This window comes from Caldithrix abyssi DSM 13497 (assembly GCF_001886815.1).
Taxonomy (GTDB): domain Bacteria; phylum Calditrichota; class Calditrichia; order Calditrichales; family Calditrichaceae; genus Caldithrix; species Caldithrix abyssi.
Map to the genome: position 1 here is coordinate 4367234 of NZ_CP018099.1, position 18382 is coordinate 4385615.

17 protein-coding genes and 1 pseudogene are annotated in these 18382 nt (G+C 43.5%); 11 read left to right on the forward strand and 7 right to left on the reverse strand.

Going from position 1 to position 18382, the window contains the following annotated elements; all coding sequences use genetic code 11:
* The first annotated feature begins 43 nt into the window (after positions 1-43).
* The 6 genes from Cabys_RS17135 to hydF all read left to right on the forward strand — a co-directional run bounded on the left by Cabys_RS17135 (position 44) and on the right by hydF (position 7094).
* Positions 44-430 carry a PaaI family thioesterase gene (locus tag Cabys_RS17135; RefSeq protein ID WP_006928129.1) on the forward strand — a complete coding sequence of 129 codons (387 nt, stop codon included), beginning with the start codon at positions 44-46 and terminating at the stop codon, positions 428-430.
* A gap of 180 nt (positions 431-610) precedes the next feature.
* On the forward strand, positions 611-1666 hold the full coding sequence (gene hydE / locus Cabys_RS17140) for a [FeFe] hydrogenase H-cluster radical SAM maturase HydE (protein WP_006928128.1): 1056 nt from the start codon (positions 611-613) through the stop codon (positions 1664-1666).
* A 33-nt stretch (positions 1667-1699) separates the two neighbouring features.
* Positions 1700-2860 carry a hypothetical protein gene (locus tag Cabys_RS20165; protein ID WP_006928127.1) on the forward strand — a complete coding sequence of 387 codons (1161 nt, stop codon included), beginning with the start codon at positions 1700-1702 and terminating at the stop codon, positions 2858-2860.
* Positions 2861-3027: 167 nt separating this feature from the next.
* Complete coding sequence (hydG, locus tag Cabys_RS17150) at positions 3028-4452, forward strand: [FeFe] hydrogenase H-cluster radical SAM maturase HydG (RefSeq protein WP_006928126.1); 1425 nt, start codon at positions 3028-3030, stop codon at positions 4450-4452.
* 9 nt (positions 4453-4461) lie between these two features.
* Complete coding sequence (locus Cabys_RS17155) at positions 4462-5868, forward strand: aspartate ammonia-lyase (protein WP_006928125.1); 1407 nt, start codon at positions 4462-4464, stop codon at positions 5866-5868.
* A complete protein-coding gene (gene hydF / locus Cabys_RS17160; RefSeq protein ID WP_006928124.1) occupies positions 5865-7094 on the forward strand; it encodes a [FeFe] hydrogenase H-cluster maturation GTPase HydF in 1230 nt (409 codons plus the stop codon). Before Cabys_RS17155 ends, hydF begins: the two co-directional genes overlap by 4 nt.
* A 20-nt stretch (positions 7095-7114) precedes the next feature.
* On the opposite strand, the gene Cabys_RS17165 is transcribed toward hydF, so the two are convergent.
* Positions 7115-7483 carry a response regulator gene (locus tag Cabys_RS17165; protein ID WP_006928122.1) on the reverse strand — a complete coding sequence of 123 codons (369 nt, stop codon included), beginning with the start codon at positions 7481-7483 and terminating at the stop codon, positions 7115-7117.
* Between the two features lie 86 nt (positions 7484-7569).
* Here Cabys_RS17165 and Cabys_RS17170 point away from each other — a divergent pair, with 86 nt between their 5' ends.
* Positions 7570-9069 carry a sodium:solute symporter gene (locus Cabys_RS17170; RefSeq protein WP_006928120.1) on the forward strand — a complete coding sequence of 500 codons (1500 nt, stop codon included), beginning with the start codon at positions 7570-7572 and terminating at the stop codon, positions 9067-9069.
* 1067 nt (positions 9070-10136) lie between these two features.
* On the opposite strand, the gene Cabys_RS17175 is transcribed toward Cabys_RS17170, so the two are convergent.
* A complete protein-coding gene (locus tag Cabys_RS17175; RefSeq protein WP_006928119.1) occupies positions 10137-11261 on the reverse strand; it encodes an ATP-binding protein in 1125 nt (374 codons plus the stop codon).
* A gap of 409 nt (positions 11262-11670) precedes the next feature.
* Positions 11671-12486, reverse strand: coding sequence for a nitrilase-related carbon-nitrogen hydrolase (locus Cabys_RS17180; protein ID WP_006928118.1), 816 nt, complete (start codon positions 12484-12486; stop codon positions 11671-11673).
* Positions 12487-12929: 443 nt separating this feature from the next.
* Here Cabys_RS17180 and Cabys_RS17185 point away from each other — a divergent pair, with 443 nt between their 5' ends.
* Positions 12930-14516 carry an IS1182 family transposase gene (locus Cabys_RS17185; RefSeq protein WP_006926562.1) on the forward strand — a complete coding sequence of 529 codons (1587 nt, stop codon included), beginning with the start codon at positions 12930-12932 and terminating at the stop codon, positions 14514-14516.
* A 453-nt stretch (positions 14517-14969) separates the two neighbouring features.
* On the opposite strand, the gene Cabys_RS17190 is transcribed toward Cabys_RS17185, so the two are convergent.
* Positions 14970-15830 (reverse strand): carboxypeptidase-like regulatory domain-containing protein, encoded by an 861-nt coding sequence (locus Cabys_RS17190; protein ID WP_006928117.1) that lies wholly within the window; start codon positions 15828-15830, stop codon positions 14970-14972.
* Between the two features lie 290 nt (positions 15831-16120).
* Here Cabys_RS17190 and Cabys_RS17200 point away from each other — a divergent pair, with 290 nt between their 5' ends.
* Positions 16121-16327 carry a hypothetical protein gene (locus Cabys_RS17200; RefSeq protein ID WP_006928116.1) on the forward strand — a complete coding sequence of 69 codons (207 nt, stop codon included), beginning with the start codon at positions 16121-16123 and terminating at the stop codon, positions 16325-16327.
* A 232-nt stretch (positions 16328-16559) separates the two neighbouring features.
* Here the strand turns inward: Cabys_RS17200 and Cabys_RS17205 are convergent, their stop codons facing one another.
* Both Cabys_RS17205 and Cabys_RS17210 read right to left on the reverse strand, forming a co-directional pair.
* The gene (locus tag Cabys_RS17205) at positions 16560-16865 is read right to left on the reverse strand and encodes a DUF2442 domain-containing protein (RefSeq protein ID WP_006928114.1); all 306 of its coding nucleotides are present in this window, start codon (positions 16863-16865) and stop codon (positions 16560-16562) included.
* Positions 16846-17082 (reverse strand): DUF4160 domain-containing protein, encoded by a 237-nt coding sequence (locus tag Cabys_RS17210; protein WP_006928112.1) that lies wholly within the window; start codon positions 17080-17082, stop codon positions 16846-16848. Before Cabys_RS17210 ends, Cabys_RS17205 begins: the two co-directional genes overlap by 20 nt.
* Before the next feature lie 551 nt (positions 17083-17633).
* Between Cabys_RS17210 and Cabys_RS17215 the strand changes: the two genes are divergently transcribed.
* Together Cabys_RS17215 and Cabys_RS20770 are read left to right on the forward strand one after the other, a co-directional pair.
* Positions 17634-17837, forward strand: a complete 204-nt coding sequence (locus Cabys_RS17215; protein ID WP_006928111.1) for a type II toxin-antitoxin system HicB family antitoxin — start codon at positions 17634-17636, stop codon at positions 17835-17837.
* Positions 17834-18056 (forward strand): annotated as a pseudogene (locus Cabys_RS20770) (type II toxin-antitoxin system HicA family toxin); the annotation flags it as partial. The gene Cabys_RS17215 and the pseudogene Cabys_RS20770, both read left to right, overlap by 4 nt.
* 21 nt (positions 18057-18077) lie before the next feature.
* Here the strand turns inward: Cabys_RS20770 and Cabys_RS17225 are convergent.
* Positions 18078-18332 carry a FlgD immunoglobulin-like domain containing protein gene (locus Cabys_RS17225; RefSeq protein WP_169313632.1) on the reverse strand — a complete coding sequence of 85 codons (255 nt, stop codon included), beginning with the start codon at positions 18330-18332 and terminating at the stop codon, positions 18078-18080.
* Between the last annotated feature and the right edge of the window lie 50 nt (positions 18333-18382).

The following is an 18382-nucleotide window of genomic DNA, read 5'->3' on the forward strand; positions in this document are numbered from 1 at the left end:
GCCACAAGTCAGTCAAATTAATTAATCAGGAACGAAGGTTAAAATGAACGTCAACACACACCATAAAATAGACCGTAACCTTTGCGGCACGCCCGTCGAGTTAAAAGAAGGCGTTGCGCGAGTTTCTTTAACCGCAAGCGAGCCGATGGTGGCCGATGAACTCGGCCTGGTTCATGGAGGCTTCATCTTCGGCCTGGCCGATTACGCAGCCATGTTAGCTGTGAACCATCCCAATGTTGTGTTAGCGCGGGCTCACGTTGATTTTTTAAAACCGGTAAAGGTCGGCGATAAATTGATCGCAGAAGCAAGAATAACCGAGCAGGAAAAAAACAAAGCGCTGGTGGAAGTAATCGTGAAAAAAAGCAAAGACATGGTGTTTTCAGGCAAATTTTTCTGTGTTATCACCAGACATCATGTTCTGGAAGGCTAAACAAATTTAAAAGAAATCCATCCCGCGCCGGCAAGGTCGCTTTACCATTGCCGCTCGCGCAACCGCCGAGGTTTAAAATCAGATTAAAACCGATTCTGTTAACAGACAAACAAGCGGGGCAGACCTTCCGCAGCATTAAAGGAATCAAAAACAAACGCAGACGTCAGGGAAACACCTAACATGCTGAGCAAAAACGAAATCATTCGCTGGTTAAAGGAAAAAGATGCGCAACGGTTAGAAGCCCTATGGCTACAGGCCGATCGCATCAGAGAACAATACGTGGGCAATACCGTGTATTTTCGCGGCATCATCGAAATTTCCAACTACTGTGCGCGCTATTGTAAATATTGCGGCATCAACGCCGGCAACAAAACCCTCAAACGCTACCGCCTATCCATGGACGAGATTTTGACCGTTGCGCAAACTATTGAGCGACTGGATTACGGCACGGTAGTGCTGCAGGCCGGCGAGGACCCCGCTTTAAGCGGCGAATGGATCACAGAACTCATTAAACGCATTAAAAACGAAAGCGATCTGGCCGTCACGCTCAGCCTGGGAGAACGAACGCCGGAAGAACTCGAAGCCTGGCGTCTGGCTGGCGCCGATCGCTATTTACTTAAGTTCGAAACCGCCGATCTCAGGCTGTTTAACGAAATTCATCCCCTGCAAAACAACGGGCCGTGGAAAAATCGACTTGAAATTTTGCATTTTTTAAAACAAATTGGCTACGAGACGGGCAGCGGAATCATGATTGGCCTGCCCGGTCAAACTTACGACGAACTGGCCGAGGCCATTTTGCTGTTTCAAGAGCTGGATTTGGACATGATTGGCAACGGGCCGTTCATACCGCATCCCGACACGCCTCTGGGAAAGGAATATGAGCGAATGAAAAATTCCGATCAACAGGCGCCGAACGACGCATTGACCACCTGTAAAGTAAACGCTTTAACGCGTATGGTCTGCCCCACGGTCAACATTCCCTCCACAACGGCTCTGGCCACCATTGACCGGCAGCAAGGTCGCGAAAACGGCTTGTTGCGCGGCGCCAATGTGATCATGCCCGATTTTACGCCCCTACCCTACCGCCAGTGGTACGAAATCTACCCCGGACGATTACAGGCTTACAAACCGCCCGAAGAACAACACGCGCTGCTGTTGAAAATGTTACACAAAATCGGGCGAACCATGGGGCGCGGCAAAGGCGTTTCTTTAAACTATTTAAAAAAGAGAGATTGAACTTTTGATTCTTAGATATAAATGGGGGATGTCATGAAATTCAGGTTCTATTTTTTACTCCTTTGTGTTTTTAGTTTAAGCTCAGCGCTTTATGCCGGTGATGTTGACCGTCTGAAACCCCCTGTCTGGGTTTACGAAAACGGCTTTACTCCCACAGGCGTCAGCTTCTGGGCCAGCGGCGGCGCCGGCATCGCCAATCCGCACAATGCTGAAGTTTTGTTTTACAATCCAGGCAGTCGGATAAAAACAGAATATGTGTTTTTAATGGGCGGATTAAAACATTTTGAAAAATCATTCTTCCAGATCCAGGATTTAGAAATAAAAATTGGCGGTAAATGGTTATTACCATCTTACTTGCTGATCGGCCGCCGTTTTAATTCAGGATTTCTGTTCTTAGGATTTCAAAACGTTTACCATTTTAAAAAGAAATTCATATCTAAAGTGGTTACAATTGAACAGCCGGAAGGAACCGGTGAATTTTTAACCAATGTGGAAGAGCAGTCATTGCAGAATTTTTTTATTGGCTTTAACCGGCCCTTTCTTACTCATTTCAATTTTGGCCTTAAAATTGGATTGTTACGCCATTCTTTGAGCGGTGAAATAGGGCACAGGAAAATCGATTCTAAGACCGGTTACAGCTATAATTTGAATTTAGGGTTGAATTATAAAATAAATGATCAGCTTCAAATGGCGCTAACTTATCGATACCTTGATCCGCTGAAATACAAATTCCGGCTGGAAGCGCCCATGGTTTCGGATAATTACGACAGTATTGAATATGTTATGACTGAAATAGAAAGGCATTTTCGTTTACCCTGGTTTCTGGATTTTGGCATTCATTTAAAACCAGCAAAATCATTGCAACTTATGCTCAAACTGGAATATCAGGAATGGAAGAAAGTATCTAAATATTACGATAACCGGCTGCAACTGGCGTTAGGCGCTACTATTACACCAAATGAAAAATGGCAGTTAAGTTTTGGCGCTTTTACCAGCGGCCAATACCCGCAAAAAGACGACGATTTAGAAGATACGCCGTTTGTAACAGCCGGTATTGATTATCAGTTAAAATCTGGTTTATTGTTTTCCATAAGCGCTTTAAGCAATACTTTTTTTGTGAATCAAGTAAACGACAATGCAAAACAAATGGATCGCAGTCAGATTTTGTTTGGGATGGCGTGGGCGTTGGAATAACCTAATATCGGCTCTCTGCGAATTTGAGGCAGGAATCGGGATGGATTTAATATCTTTTAAAAATCCATCCTCCGCCCCGTTGTGTGCGCTAAAGGAAATTGGAGCTAATGTGTTAATTTGAGGAAAATACTGAGATAAAAACAAATCATTTATAAGGAAGAAACACTTTGAAGAGAGAATTAAAACTTTCGCAGCATGCGCTGGATTTTATTGACGAACATAAATTACAAACGCTTTTACAAAGGCCGCACCCCGAGCCCGAACAGGTGCGCGAGGTCATCGCCAAAAGCCTTTCAAAAAAAGCGCTGCAAATAGACGAAACAGCGGTGTTGTTACGCACGACCGATCCGGATATGGTAGAAGAGATTTTTGAAGCGGCGCGCAAATTAAAACGCGATGTTTACGGCAACCGCATTGTACTGTTTGCGCCGCTTTACATTGGCAATTACTGCGTGAACGACTGCGCCTATTGCTCGTTCAGGCGCAGCAACAAAAACGCCGTGCGCCGCACGCTTACGCCGCAGGAAATTGTTCAACAGGTAGAGGCATTAGAAGACAAAGGCCACAAACGCTTGATTCTGGTTTTCGGCGAACATCCCCATTACGATGCCTCGTTCATTGCCGAAACCGTTCGTTCGGTTTACCAGATCAAAAAAGGCAACGGCGAAATCCGCCGCGTGAACATCAACGCCGCGCCGTTAGATCATGAAGGCTTCCGGATCGTTAAACAGGCCGGCATCGGTACCTATCAGATTTTCATGGAGACCTATCACCACGAAACCTATCAGCGCGTTCATCCGCCAGATACGTTTAAAGGCGACTACCTGTGGCGGCTGGATGCTTTGAATCGCGCTTTCGAAGCCGGCTGCGACGATGTGGGCATTGGCGCCCTGTTCGGCTTGTACGACTGGCGTTTCGAAGTTTTAGGGCTGGTGGCGCACTCCCTGTTTTTACAGGAACACTACGGAGTTGGCCCGCACACCATCAGTTTTCCGAGGCTGCAACCGGCATTGGGGGCGGAAACGCAATATCCCTATTTAGTAAACGATTACGATTTTAAACGATTGGTAGCCATTCTTCGCCTTTCCGTTCCGTACACCGGCATGATTTTAACCGCGCGCGAAGGGGCCGAACTGCGACGCGAAATTTTAGCCTTTGGCGTTTCGCAAATCGACGCCGGCAGCCGCATCGAAATTGGCGGCTACACCGAAATCGGCGACGCGCAGGTGCAGGTGCTGGAAAAAGAACAATTTAAACTGGGCGACCTGCGCAGCCTGGACGAGGTAATGCGTCAACTATTAGAAGACGACTACCTGCCCAGCTTTTGCACCGCCTGCTACCGACTGGGCCGAACCGGCGAACATTTTATGGAATACGCCATCCCCGGTTTTATCCAGAACTTTTGCACGCCCAACGGCCTTTTAACCCTGGCCGAATACCTGGAAGATTACGCCTCTGAGCAAACCAGAGCCGCGGGCAAGGCTTTAATCGAACGGGAGCTCAAAAAAATTAGCGACCAACGTATTGTAAAAGCCGTTCAACAACGGCTGAAAAAAATTAGGGAAGAAGGTCAACGTGATCTCTATTTTTAGGCGAAGCCCATGAAAGCATATCGTAAAGAAAAAGATCTGCTCGGCGCGCGCGAAATTCCCGCCGACGCGCTGTATGGAATCCATACCCTGCGCGCGGTAGAAAATTTTCCTTTAAGCGGCAGAACCGTCCACCCTGCTTTAATTCACGCTTACGGCGCGGTTAAATGGGCCTGCGCTAAGACAAATGCCGAATTGGGTTATTTGCCAGAAGAAGTTTACCGCCCGCTGGCCCAGGCCTGTGAGGAAATGGCCGACGGCAAACTCGACGCGCACATTTTAGTCGATGCCCTGCAGGGCGGAGCCGGCACCTCGTTGAATATGAATGTTAATGAAGTTCTGGCCAACCGCGCTTTGCAACTGGCGGGAAAACAACCCGGACAATACGAATTCATCCATCCGCTGGAACATGTAAATCTGCACCAGTCCACCAACGACACCTTTCCCACCGCTTTGCGCGTGGCCGCCATCCGGCTGTTAAAACAACTGGAAAACGAGCTGGTGCGCCTGCTTGAAACCCTGCAAAATCTGGAAAAAAAATTTGCGCACGTGGTTAAGATCGGTCGCACCGAATTGCAGGATGCCGTTTTGACGACCATGGGAAGAACCTTTGGCGCTTACGCCGACGCAATCAGCCGCGATCGCTGGCGCGTTTATAAAGCGGAAGAGCGGCTGCGCGTGGTTAACCTGGGCGGAACGGCCATCGGCACGGGCATTACCGCTCCCCGCCGCTACATCTTTAAAGTGGTGCAGCATTTAAACGCCATCACCGGGCTGGGATTGGCAAGAGCCGAAAATCTGATCGATGCCACGCAAAACAGCGACGCCCTGGTAGAAGCCGACGGTATTTTACAAACCTGCGCGGTTAATCTGCACAAAATCAGTAACGATTTGCGCTGGCTTTCATCCGGCCCGCACGCCGGTTTAAACGAAATCATTCTGCCGGCCAGGCAGGCCGGCTCTTCCGTCATGCCCGGCAAGATCAATCCGGTCATCCCCGAAGCCGTAATGCAGGCGGCCATGACGGTGATGGGAAATCATACGCGCCTTGTGCAGGCCTGCGCGGCCGGCAACCTGGAATTAAACGCCTTTATGCCGCTCATCGCCGACGCCCTGCTGGAAAACTTTTCCCTGCTTACAAAAGCCAGCCATATTTTAAATCGCATGGCCTTAAAAGACCTGCAGGTTAACGAAGCCAACTGCAAAAAACAGGTCGAAAATTCCACGGCCATATTAACCGCGCTGGTCGGGCGGCTGGGCTACGAAAAGATTCAACAGGTAGCGCAAAAGATGCAGCAAACCGGTCAATCCGTTCGTGAAATTGTCATTTCGGAAGGCTGGCTGGATGAATCGACCTTTAATGAATTAACCTCAGCCGAAGCCGTCAACCGCCTGGGCACGGAGGAACGTACAAAATGAGAAATACGCCCCAATCGATCCGTTTGCACATCGCCCTGTTCGGGCGGAGAAACGTGGGCAAATCGTCGTTAATCAATGCTTTGACCGGACAAAACCTGTCCATTGTTTCCGAAACGCCGGGCACCACAACCGATCCCGTCCTCAAAGCCATGGAGCTGTTGCCATTTGGCCCGGTGGTTTTTATCGATACCGCCGGCATCGACGACCGGGGCGCCCTTGGACAACAGCGCGTGGAAAAAACGCTTAAAATGATCGATCGCTGCGATGTGGCCGTGCTGGTGATTGACAACCGCTGGGATCATTACGAGTCCGAGCTGCTCAAACGCCTTCAAACACAGCGCATTCCTACCATTGTCGTTTTTAACAAAAGCGATCAACATCCGCCGGATTTAAATCTGGTCCGAAAGCTGGAGCGGCAAAAAATTCCCTGGGTAAAGACCTGCGCTACTTCCAATGAAGGCATCAATGCCTTAAAAGAGCAGATCATGCGCCTGGCGCCCGATAAATCTCAAATCCAGCCGACCATCATCGGCGACCTGATCCATCCGGGCGCGCTGGTGGTTCTGGTTACGCCCATCGATCTGGAAGCGCCTGCCGGTCGTTTGATCTTACCGCAGGTGCAAACCATCCGCGATATTCTGGATCACGACGCATTTTGTCTGGTGGTGAAAGAACGCGAGCTAAAGTACGCGCTGGCGCAGTTGAAAAATCCGCCGGCGCTGGTGGTAACCGATTCTCAGGCCTTTTTAAAAGTGGCCGCCGATACCCCGCAAAATGTGCCCATGACCTCTTTTTCCATTCTCTTTGCCCGGCTTAAAGGCGATTTAACGGTTTTTGTGCAGGGCGCCCTGGCCATTGAGCGGCTAAAGCCCGACAGCCACATTTTAATCGCCGAAGCCTGCACACACCATGTGGTGGGCGACGATATCGGCCGCGTTAAAATTCCGCGCTGGTTGAGGCAATATGTGGGCGCGCCGCTGAACTTTACGCACGTTCAGGGCCACGACTTCCCCGAAGACCTCTCCCGGTTTGATCTGGTGATTCACTGCGGCGGATGTACCATTAACCGACGTTTAATGCAATCCCGAATTTTAAAATGTAAAGAGGCCGGCGTGCCGATTACCAATTACGGCGTGACCATTGCCTATTCGCTGGGGATTTTTGAAAGAGCTTTGCAAATTTTTCCGGAAGCGCTGGAAGCGTACAAACAAGAGCAAACTTTTTGATTAAAAAAAATCGATCGCCATTACTGGGTTAAAAGCCGATCGATTAAATCTTTTAATTCACCAACACGAAAAGGCTTTTTTAAATAAATGTAATCTTCGCTTTCCGGCAATTCGGCGGCATTTTGCTCCCGATCAAATCCCGACATGAGAATGTAGCTGGCCTGCGGAAAATCCGGCTGAAGACGCTCAAAAAGTTCCCTGCCGCTCAGGCCGGGTAAATTGACGTCAATAAAGATCAGATCAAAAGTCTCTTCAGTGTTTGCCACGCACTCCAGCGCCTGCTCGCCGCTTTCCGCTTCAATGACCTCAAAATCCCATATATGGAGTAACTCTGTGAGGACCTCGCGCAGGCCAATCTCATCATCCACAATCAACGCGCTTTTTTTCATCCTGCTTCCAATAAATTTTAGATTTTTTACAATATAAGAAAATTTACTAAATTGTGAGCAATTAACAAGTTTTTATCGGAGGCAAAATGGGTCTTTCTATAATTGATCTGATTATCATTGTACTTTACCTGATTCTGGCCGCTGTGATTGGCTCGCTGTCGGGCGGCAAACAAAAAAACATTAAGGATTATTTTCTGGGCGGCACTTCCGTTCCCTGGTGGGCGGTAGCCTTTTCCATTGTAGCCGCAGAAACCAGCAGTCTTACCTTCATTAGTATTCCCGGTCTTGCGTACCTGACCAATCTGAACTTTTTACAGTTAACTATCGGATTTTTAACGGCGCGCGTCATTATTGCGCTGGTCTTTTTGCCGGCTTACAAAAAGGGCGAACTAAAAACCGCTTACGCCTTTTTAGGCGAACGTTTCGGGCAACGCACGCAACGCTTTGCCTCCATCGTCTTTTTGTTCACGCGCATCGCCGCCGATGGGGTGCGTTTGTTTGCCACAGCCATTCCGCTGGCCATCATTCTAAAAGCGGCGCCCTGGTTTCAGGACTGGAGTAATTTCCAGATTTATCTGATATCGATCATTCTGATTGCCATTATTTCCCTTATTTACACATACACCGGTGGGATGAAAGGCGTTATCTGGGCCGACGTTTTGCAGATGTCCATTTACGTGGGCGGCGCCATCATTGCCCTGTTCATTCTCTGGCGCCATCTGCCTGCCGATTTTTCCATTCCGGCAGAAAAATGGCAGGTGTTTAATCTCGATTTCGGCCAATCGCTCGCCGATTTTTTTAGAAAGCCCTACACCCTTTTAGGGGCGTTAATCGGCGGCACCTTTCTCTCGCTCGCTTCGCACGGCACCGATCAGCTAATCGTACAGCGTTTGCTTTCCACGCCCTCGTTAAAAGACAGCCAAAAAGCGATTATTACCAGCGGGGTGATTATCATCTTCCAGTTCGCTCTTTTTTTGGTTGTGGGACTCTTGCTTTACGCCTTCTACCATGGCATTTCCATTGCTTCGCCAGATGCGCCTTTCCACAAGCCGGATGAAATCTTTCCCTATTTTATCATCCACAATTTACCGTTCGGCATTAAGGGGCTGATCATTGCCGGACTGTTTGCCGCGGCCATGTCCACTCTGGCCGGCTCCATGAGTTCGCTTTCCGGATCGGCCATGATGGATTTGTACAAACCGATCACCAAAAAGAATTTGAGCCATAAACAGGAACTGGCCGTCTCCCGCTTTTTCACCATTCTTTCGGGCGTTATTCTGACGGTTGTGGCCTTGTTGTTTATTAAAATGAGTCATTCGGTGGTGGAGATTGCGCTGGGCATTGCCTCAATTACCTACGGCGGCTTGCTGGGCGTGTTTTTACTCGGTTTGCTCTCTCAAAAAGTTCAGGAAAAGGCGGCCATTATTGCTTTTACAGCCGGCTTGCTGGCCATGCTTTCGGTTAGCATTACGCCCATCCTTTTAGGACAGGCGCCCTTTGTGCACTGGACGTGGTATGTTTTAATCGGTAGCGTAGTCACCATTGGCGTTGGCCTCGTTTCCCAATGGATAATTCAAAGGCTTTAAAAACTTAAGGCAAAGCGAAGGCCATGCTTGGCTGCAGGTTGATTGGTTGAATGGTTGAATGGTTGAATAGAAATTGGCGGCGTTTGCGCCCAGCATACCGCCGACAAAAATTCTCACCAGCAAGTCTTCCTCCTCTCCCAGACTTTTATTCTGGGGGAGGAGGATCGAGGGAGGGAGGGCAATTACAGGAAAGCAGAAACTTTTTTTGATTTTTACATTCTTTGCGCCTTTGTGACTTCTCTGTGCGCTGTGTGCTGTGCGCTGTGTGCTGTGCGCTCTGTGGTTGCTTAAATTCTTGCGGGAATGTTTTTGGTTGTGGTTTTGCTGTACTACAATTAAAAATTACGAATTATCACGCGGAGCGGGAGGCTGTGCCCGAATTGTAGAGTGCCGGTTTGCTTAGCTTTAGTCTCAGAATAGTTTGTTTAATCTTTTTCTGCGATGATTGGCGTAATCTGCTAAAAAATTACTTTGCGCGCATTGCGGTTGATTTTAGTTGCGGCTTTGCTGCCCTGAGGATAGTTTTTGAACCTTGATTTTCAGGATTAAAGGATTTTCTTGATTTTTTACTACAATTAAACGATGCATCTCTTTTTAAAGATAAATTCTGGAATGCAAAAAAAAATAATCCCGTTAATCCAAAAATCAAGCAAATCCTGGTTCAAAAATTAAATTATTCACCGGCCGGTCATTCCAAATTCCCATCTGGCGGAATGCGAAAATTTTTGTGCTGTTTGAAAAACTCATCCCCCAGCCCGGGGCTGTCCCAAAAGTCAAAGAAAATGTATTTTTATAAAGTTTTTCTTTCCCTCACCCCCTTTAATTCCTCCGCTCCGGAAAATCGGGAGAGGGGGAAAGGGGGTGAGGGCTATTGTAAACTTTTCCATATAATTTTATAAATATACACTTGATGTCGCTTTTGAGACACCCTCGGGAGCAATTGTGCCGGTTTGCTTAGCTTTAGTCTCAGAATAGTTTGTTTAATCTTTTTCTGCGATGATTGGCGTAATCTGCTAAAAAATTACTTTTCGCGTGTTGCGGTTGATTTTGGTTGCGGCTTTGCTGCCTTAGAGTAAAAAATCAAAATAATTTTTCGGATGAATCACATAGGTTTGAGCCGGCTGGTAGGTTTTTAAAAACCTTTCAGGAAATCGCACCTTTTTCCTGGGATTCCATTTAATTTCATACGCTGTTAACTGCCCTCCTGTTTCTTCGAGGTAATCGATCTCCTGCTGGCTGTGGGTACGCCAGAAATAATAATTAACCGGTTTTAGCTCATTATTTAAATATTTCATTCGCTCGGCAATAAAAAAGTTTTCCCACAAAGCGCCAACGTCGGCGCGTAAAGGTAAGGAATTAAAATTTTTAATTAAGGCATTTCGGATTCCATTATCGTAAAAATAGATCTTTCGATTCTTTTTAATTTCATTGCGTAAATTGCGCGAAAAGGTTGGTAAACGAAAAATGACGAATGATTTTTCCAGAAGAGCGATGTATTTTTCTACGGTTTGTTTATCCGCGCCAATTAATTGGCCCAGCTCATTGAACGAAACTTCCTGTCCAATTTGCAGGGCTAATGCTTTTAAAAGTTTGTCTAAAATGTATGGTTTTTTAACCAATCCCATTGACAAAATATCTTTGTATAAATAACTCTCGGTCAATTCCCTCAGCAAAATTTGTTCACTGCCCGGTCTGTTGACGATTTCCGGATAATATCCGTAAATTAGACGATGTTCCAACAAACGTTTTTCTTCTAAAAGCGAAGTATGATTCACCATTTCTTTAAAAGAAAAGGGATACAATTTGAAAACGAACTTACGGCCGGTTAAAGGCTCCTGCAATTCATCCGCCAGGTTTAATGAAGACGATCCTGTAACAATTATTTTTAAATTTTTTGTAGAATCGTGCAGCAATTTTAAGACAAGGCCAATCTCAGGAATTCGTTGCGCCTCATCAAAAACCACCACATTTTTATTGCCAATCAGGGCATGTAAACGGGTTGAAGTCGCTTTTGTTAATATTTCGCGGATATCAGGTTCATCGCCATTGAGCAAAAGATAAGGTTCATCGATTTTATCCAGTAACATTTTTACCAGGGTAGTTTTCCCGACCTGACGCGCTCCGTAAATGATAATGATTTTATTTAAATCAAGGTGCTTTAAAATAATATTTTCAAGGCTACGCTCAACCATACCATCTCCCAATATTTTATTAAATTTAAGATTTAAATCTCCAAATTTCAATTAATTTTTAGATTGTAATCTCCTATTTTAAATATATTCGGAGATTTTAGGATACTTCCTCTGGAAGATCTAATCCCGCCCGGGCGGGATTTGAAAATTTTTGTGCTGTTTTAAAAACTCATCCCCCAGCCCCTTCTCTTTAAAAAAGAGAAGGGGCGTAAATTGTGCCGATTTGCTGAACTTTGGTTTCAGAATAATTTGTTTAATTTTTTTCTGCGATTATTGGCGTAATCTGCTAAAAAATTACTTTGCGCGCGTTTCGGTTGGTTTTGGCTGGGGCTATGCTGCCTTTGATCTTACAGCGAAAGTGTTCTAATGGCATGGAAAATAAAAAATCGGTTAAGCAGTCCGGCTGGACTTAAAACCACTTTTTGTACAACTCCGGTCTGCGGTCGCGGAAAAACCAGCGTTTGGCCGGAGATTCCTTAATGCGCTTTAAATCGATATCACAGAGCAGAATTTCATCTTTCCCGCTGGCAGCCCGGGCAATCACCTGCCCAAAGGGATCGCAGACGAACGATTCGCCGGCGAATTCCAGCACCTCTTCTTTACCGACGCGGTTGCACAGCGCCGTAAAGTAACCGTTTTGAAAGGAGGCCACGCGCATTTCCGCTTCGTACAGCCCTTCCGGCCACTCGCCCACAGCGCCGGCCTGCGGCACAAAGACGATTTCCGCCCCCTGTAAGGCCAGCCTGCGCATGTACTCGGGGTAATGCCTGTCGTAACAAATAGCCACGCCGATTCTGGCAAACTCCGTTTGGTACACTGGCGCGCCGTGATCTCCAGGATCATAATAATCCTGTTCATGAAATCCCGGATAGTCCGTAATGTGAACCATACGCGTGGTTCCCAGCAGCGTGCCGTCAGCATCGATGACCGGAGAAGTGTCGTATGCTCTATCGCCGTCCCGTTCATAAAGATTAAGCACAAACACTACGCCTAATTCTTCAGCCAGTTTGATAAAGCGTTCCGTGGTTGGCCCGGGAATGGGCTCAGCCAGGCTTAAGCGATTCTGCGGATTTTTATGTTGCGGGTAAAAAGGCTCAAAGGCCAGTTCGGCAAAGGCAATGATCTTTGCGCCTTTTAAAGCGGCTTTTTTGGCAGCCTTTACAGCCCGTTCAATGTTTTCCTGCTTATCTTTTGTGCAAGGTTGCTGAATTAAAGCGATTTTCATTTTGCCTCCTGGTACGATATTAACAGGGTTGTTTTACCGACCTGTCTGGCGCCACCTAAAAATACCATTTTAGAGCGTAAATCTTCAAAAATGGCATTTGTTAAATATCTTTCTTTTAACATGATTTTAAATTATGATCTTTTGGGATTGAATGCAAAATTATTGCGTTATTTTTAAATCAAAGTAAAAATATTACATGTTATTTTTTTACTTTAATACAAATTTTACATTTCTAAATAGATTCTCATGATTAAGTTAGTGTTTAGTAAGACATGAAGTTTTGCGGCAAACAATTTTGTTTGACAAACGTACAAAAGGTTTAGGATACTTCCTCTGGAAGATCTATCCCGCCCGGGAGGCTGTTGCAAATTCAGTTTGAGTAAAATTCAAAAAATTTGTAAATTCTGGGCGACAGATAAAACAAGTAATAACAAAGGAATTCCATGAGTTTTATTACTTATAATCGCTCACAAATGAATCTCTTTGGCTATAGTGTGGAAGATTTTGCCAGAGACGATCCAAAGAGTCGATTTGTAGTGGAGTTGGTTTCGCGCCTTGATTTAAGTGCACTTTATTCCCGTTATAGTTCACAAGGCGGTGATTCTTATGCCCCAGACATGATGCTTGCCTTATGGTTTTATGCTTATAGTAACGGCATTACCAGCACCCGTAAGCTGGAGGAATTGTGTAAATATGATACGCGCTACATTTATATCACTGGGAATCAGCATCCGGATCATAGTACATTAAGTCGTTTTCGCAAGGCACATTTGGATTTATTAGACCAATATTTTGTAGAGATACTTTTAATTGCCCAGGCCGAAGGCATAAGTAGTTTCAACCAGATAGCCATAGATGGCACGAAAATCAAAGCGCACAGCAGTAAGCGTCATGGCTACACTGAGGATCAATTAGACAAACGTATAGAGAAGTTAAGAGCAGAGATCAAGCAATACATGCAGCGCTGTAATTTTGTAGAACAGGGGGCCACGGATGAATTAGATTTAGAAACTCTTCGAGCGGAGAAAGAACGGCTTGAGCGCTTAGAGAAAGAGATATTAGAACGTAAAGCCCAATTGAAAGAGCGTAAGAAACAGCTCAAATCAGAACACCGTTCAAGACATCAAATAAATGTAAAAGAGCCGGATGCCCGCATGATGCCTTCGGTGGATGGACCGGGCTATAACGCACAATTAGGCGTAGATATGTCCAGTCATTTAATAGTAGCTCATGAAGTCGTAAGCCAGCCCAACGACCAGGGTCAATTCATACCGATTCAAGAACAAGTAGAGAAGAATCTTGGTTCAGATGATAAGCGATCTTACACGGCCGATTCCGGTTATCACAATAGCACAGACCTAAAAGAATTGGAAGAAAAGCAGATTGATGCCGTAATAGCCGATCCCCAGTTATCCAATCGTTCGATAAAGGAGACACCAACCTCCAAGGAAGAATTGCAAAAAGAAGAAAGAAAACTAAAACGAAGTGATTTTGTGTATCATGAACAGGGAGATTACTATGAATGTCCGACGGGTAAGAAGCTTTTTCCAGTTGAGAGGAATAGCGAACGGATCGTATATCGTTCCAATGATTGTCAGGACTGTCCCTTAATTAATTTATGTATTTCCAGTAAAAAGAAAGTTAAGCAAATCCATCGTTCAGTTAATGAGAGTTATTGCGAACGTATGGCGAAAAAGTTACAAACTTCAGCGGCGCAGGAACGACTAAAGAAGCGTTCGGTGACAGTTGAACCTGTTTTTGGTAACTTGAAGCATAATTTAGGCTATCGTGGATTTTCCTTATCTGGTCTTAATAATGTTCGTAGTGAATTTACGTTAATGTGTATTGGGCATAATATTAATGTTCTATTTAAAAATATGTTAGGGAAACGTTTAGCAGCGTTTATAACAGCATCACAAGAAAAAGATGATCTATTAATTTTATTTTCAAAGAATATTTTGGCGTTTTTAATTCTATATTTTGCCCAACGCTTAAGAATGAGAAAAAATTATCAATATCGGAGAATATAAGCATTAATTCCTCCCCCCCATGCAACAGCCTCCCGGGCGGGATTTGAAAATTTTAGTGCTGCTGTATTGGTTGAATAGTTAATTAGTTGAATGGTTGAATAGAAATTTACAAATGCGCAAATATTGAACATCATTGGAGAAAAATTTCCAACGAACAGTTCTTCCCACTCTCCCAGACTCTTTTTCTTGGAAAGGGGGTGAGGGAAAGAAAAACTTTATAAAAATACATTTTCTTTGACTTTTGGGACAGCCCCGGGCGTAAATTGCGCCGATTTGCTTAGTTTTGCTCGCAAAATAATTGTTATTTTTCTGCGATTATTGGCGTAATCTGCAAGAAAATTACTTTGCGCCCGTTACGGTTGATTTTGGTTGCGGCTTCGCTGCCTTAGAAATTTAGGTACAATAAAAATAATATACTGGCTTTTCAAATTAAATTCCTCACCAATATTAAGTTTAATTTTTCAAATATATGATAGCTGGTCTAAATAATTCCTTCTTCTTTAATAATGTTTTGTTTAAAGGATTCAGAGGTTTGGGATTAGTCAGAGAGTCCGCCCAAAAATAATCTGCTTTGAAGTATTCAGGGAAATGAATTAAATCTGCAATTATAGAAAAAAATAAATATGTCCCAGGCTTAAAACATTGTTTCTCAAATTTGTTCAATTCGATAGGTTCCATAAAGAGGGTTGTATCATTTGGATATAAAGTGATTAAACCGCCACCTTCTATATCAACTCCGCCTAACCAACCGTATTTATCATAACAATAATCTGGTCTATTATCTGGATTAGGAATAAATGGCCAATCAAAATTTTGAGGGACTAAAGCATGAACATTTAATGGGAACTCTCTGGTCCCCAGTTGAACCGGTTGATCAGAAATATTTACACTATATTGCTTAAATAAAGGCAGCCTAAAATAATATTCATCTGAATTGTTTAGTGAAATTGTCGTTTCTGATGGTTCAATCCAGAATTGAATTAATTGTTTAAGTTCTAAGTTTATTATAGGTGATATTTGACCATTTTCAACCTTAACAGACATTTCTTTTCTACGGAAATAGGGATATTTAATTATTAAGCTGTACTTACCATCTGGGATACTATCAAATTCAAAAAATCCAAGCGAATCGGTAATGGTAAATATATTCAATTCCTTTAATAGTACAATTATTCCTGAATGATCGGATTGATTTTCTAGCCGAATGTAATTTATGTTTCTATTTAAGATTATATCTGTCTTTGTGCTTTGTTCACAATTATTGGTTATTAATAATCCGATAAGGATTATTAATAAAAATATCTTACCATTCATATTTTATTTTTTCAGCTATTTAAAACTTCTTTTTATTAATTTTTATATAGAAAGTAAAAAAAAAACAGCCTGTCAAATTTTTTTAATATTTTTTGATTACTTTTTTGGCTAATTTTTTCCTGTGGGCTTTTTACTTTTAAAACAGCGTTTTGTCGTTTGTATTAAGTAAAAATAGGATCATGAATATTCAAAATCGTTCCAAACGATTTCCAATAAAATGAACGTTTTTTGCATCTTTGGCTTTTAAAAAAAATTCAGGAAAGAACTAAATAAGCCCTGGATTGTTTGACATGGACTACAAACAATACGGGCATTTGTTCAAAGGCTATGGCCCTTATGTGGTAAAAGGCCGCGTGCAATCGCGTCTGCTCCCAATAAATCGGGACCTCCGCTTCGCTCCGGCGGGCGAGGCCAATTTGCTGGTGGAGGAGGTGGAAGTTTTTCCATTGAAAAAGAAAAAATTGGAGATGAATTGGCCAGAAACTGAGAAACCCTAATTTGTAAAATTTATTAAAATTGAAAAAAGAGGTCAGGAACACGCAATTAGAATGATGATAAATTAAAAAGCTTACTCAAAGAAGCTTCCCTCGAAATCTTAACAGAATAGCGAGAACTCCCTCGCGAAATTTTAGAAGAAGTTCTGGAATAAATGGTCTGAGGCGTCAAAGCCGATTCGTATCGCAAGCGAAGATCATCAATATTCAAAGGGAACCACATTGAAAATGGGAATTATGTTTTTTTCTTGTGGCTATCCAACCATTTTTTTAAAGACTCTGGACTTTCCTGAGATGGTTTTCCAAGAATGAGCGCCTGTACACTAATATCTTCGTCAAGATCCGGCCAATGAATGCCCTTACCGCCTGCGATCAAACGCCAATTGGCGCGCTCCCGCTCTGTGGCATGTACCAGTCTGGGAAACCAGGCGATGGGCACGGTAATGGTCCGTCCGTCACTTAACTCCACCGTTAAATCCTCTTCGTTAATTGCAACCTGAACAATATCAGGTGTCTCTATTTCAATGGTCGAAAAATTCATGCCAGGCCTCTTTAATTTTTTCCTCATGTTGCTCAACCAATTTTAATATCTTATAAAGCTCTGATCTGTTAAAACCAAAATTATTGCAAACTCGCACAGGATCAAGCCAAATTTTTGTAATTTTATTTTCTCTTTCAACATGAACATGGACAGGCTCATTTCCATCACTGGAATAAAAGAAAAATCGATAAGGCCCGTCGCGTAAAATTGTTGGCATTTTTACTCCACGGCTCAACAATCCATTACAATTTACATTAAAATTCAATTTTTTCCAAAGATTTAGCAATCTTAACTTGTTAATAAAATACCTATCTATAGCTTTTAAAAATGTAATTAATTCAATTTTTCGTAAAAAAAATGCTATTTGAAAAGCCTACAAAGAATAATGAGATTTTTACAAAATCTATCCTTCGACTTCGCTCAGGGCAGGCCTTTCGGCAAGCTCAGAGCATGCTCTTTGGTTTTTAAAGCGAAATCAAAATAAAAGAACTGGCAATTAGTGGCATAAATGAATAAAAACTGTGGGCATTCGCGCCTGCTCCCAATAAATCGGGATCTCCGCCCCAATGCACGGGATTTCCGCTTCGCTACAACATAGCTCCGACTGGTGAGGCTAATTTGCTGGCGGGTGAAATAAAAATTCTGAAAAAAAATCAACAGAAACCAATTAATTGAAAATTGCGTTCTTTAATTAAATGACTAAATTTGATTAAAGCATTGTAAATTATTAAACTTGTTTAAAATCTGAATTTCAAGTTGAGGGAAAATATGAAAATAAAAGTTTATTTACAACAGAGTGAAGATGGCGGGTACACCGTTATTGTACCTTCGTTGCCCGGTTGTATTTCGGAAGGCGACACCAAAGAAGAAGCCATCAAAAATATAAAAGAGGCCATAGAACTTTATCTTGAGCCGGTTGATGATGATACCACCATAATCCCCCAGGCAGAAGAGATTGAACTTGTATTATGAGCAAGGTCCCCAGCTTAAATTATGATAAAGTGATTCGCGCACTGCAACGCGCTGGGTGGGTTGTTGTGCGACAACGAGGTTCACATATCCGATTGCAGAAACATTTCGGGAATGAAGTATTAAAAATTATTGTTCCTGCATAAACCGATAAAACGTTCAACACTTTCCCATATTTTAAAACAGGCGCAAATTTCATTGGATGATTTCATTAATTATTTGCAAAATTATGATAATATTTCCTCAGAACTTTCTTTGTTTCAAAAAATAATCGGTCTCCAATTCGTAAAAATACAACCCTCCAAAAACCGCCTGCCCGCTCTCGTTTTTGCCATCCCAGAGGATTGAATGATAACCCTTTGAAACTTGCCCATTGATCAGGGTGCGCACTTTTTGACCGCTCATGGAATAAATAGTAAGTCGCACATGGCCATCCTCCGGCAAACCAAATTTGATAGTTGTAGTGGGATTAAACGGATTGGGCCTATTGTTAAACAAAATTTCTGTTTTTGATAATATAATTTGATTTTTTGAGATCATTACTTTAC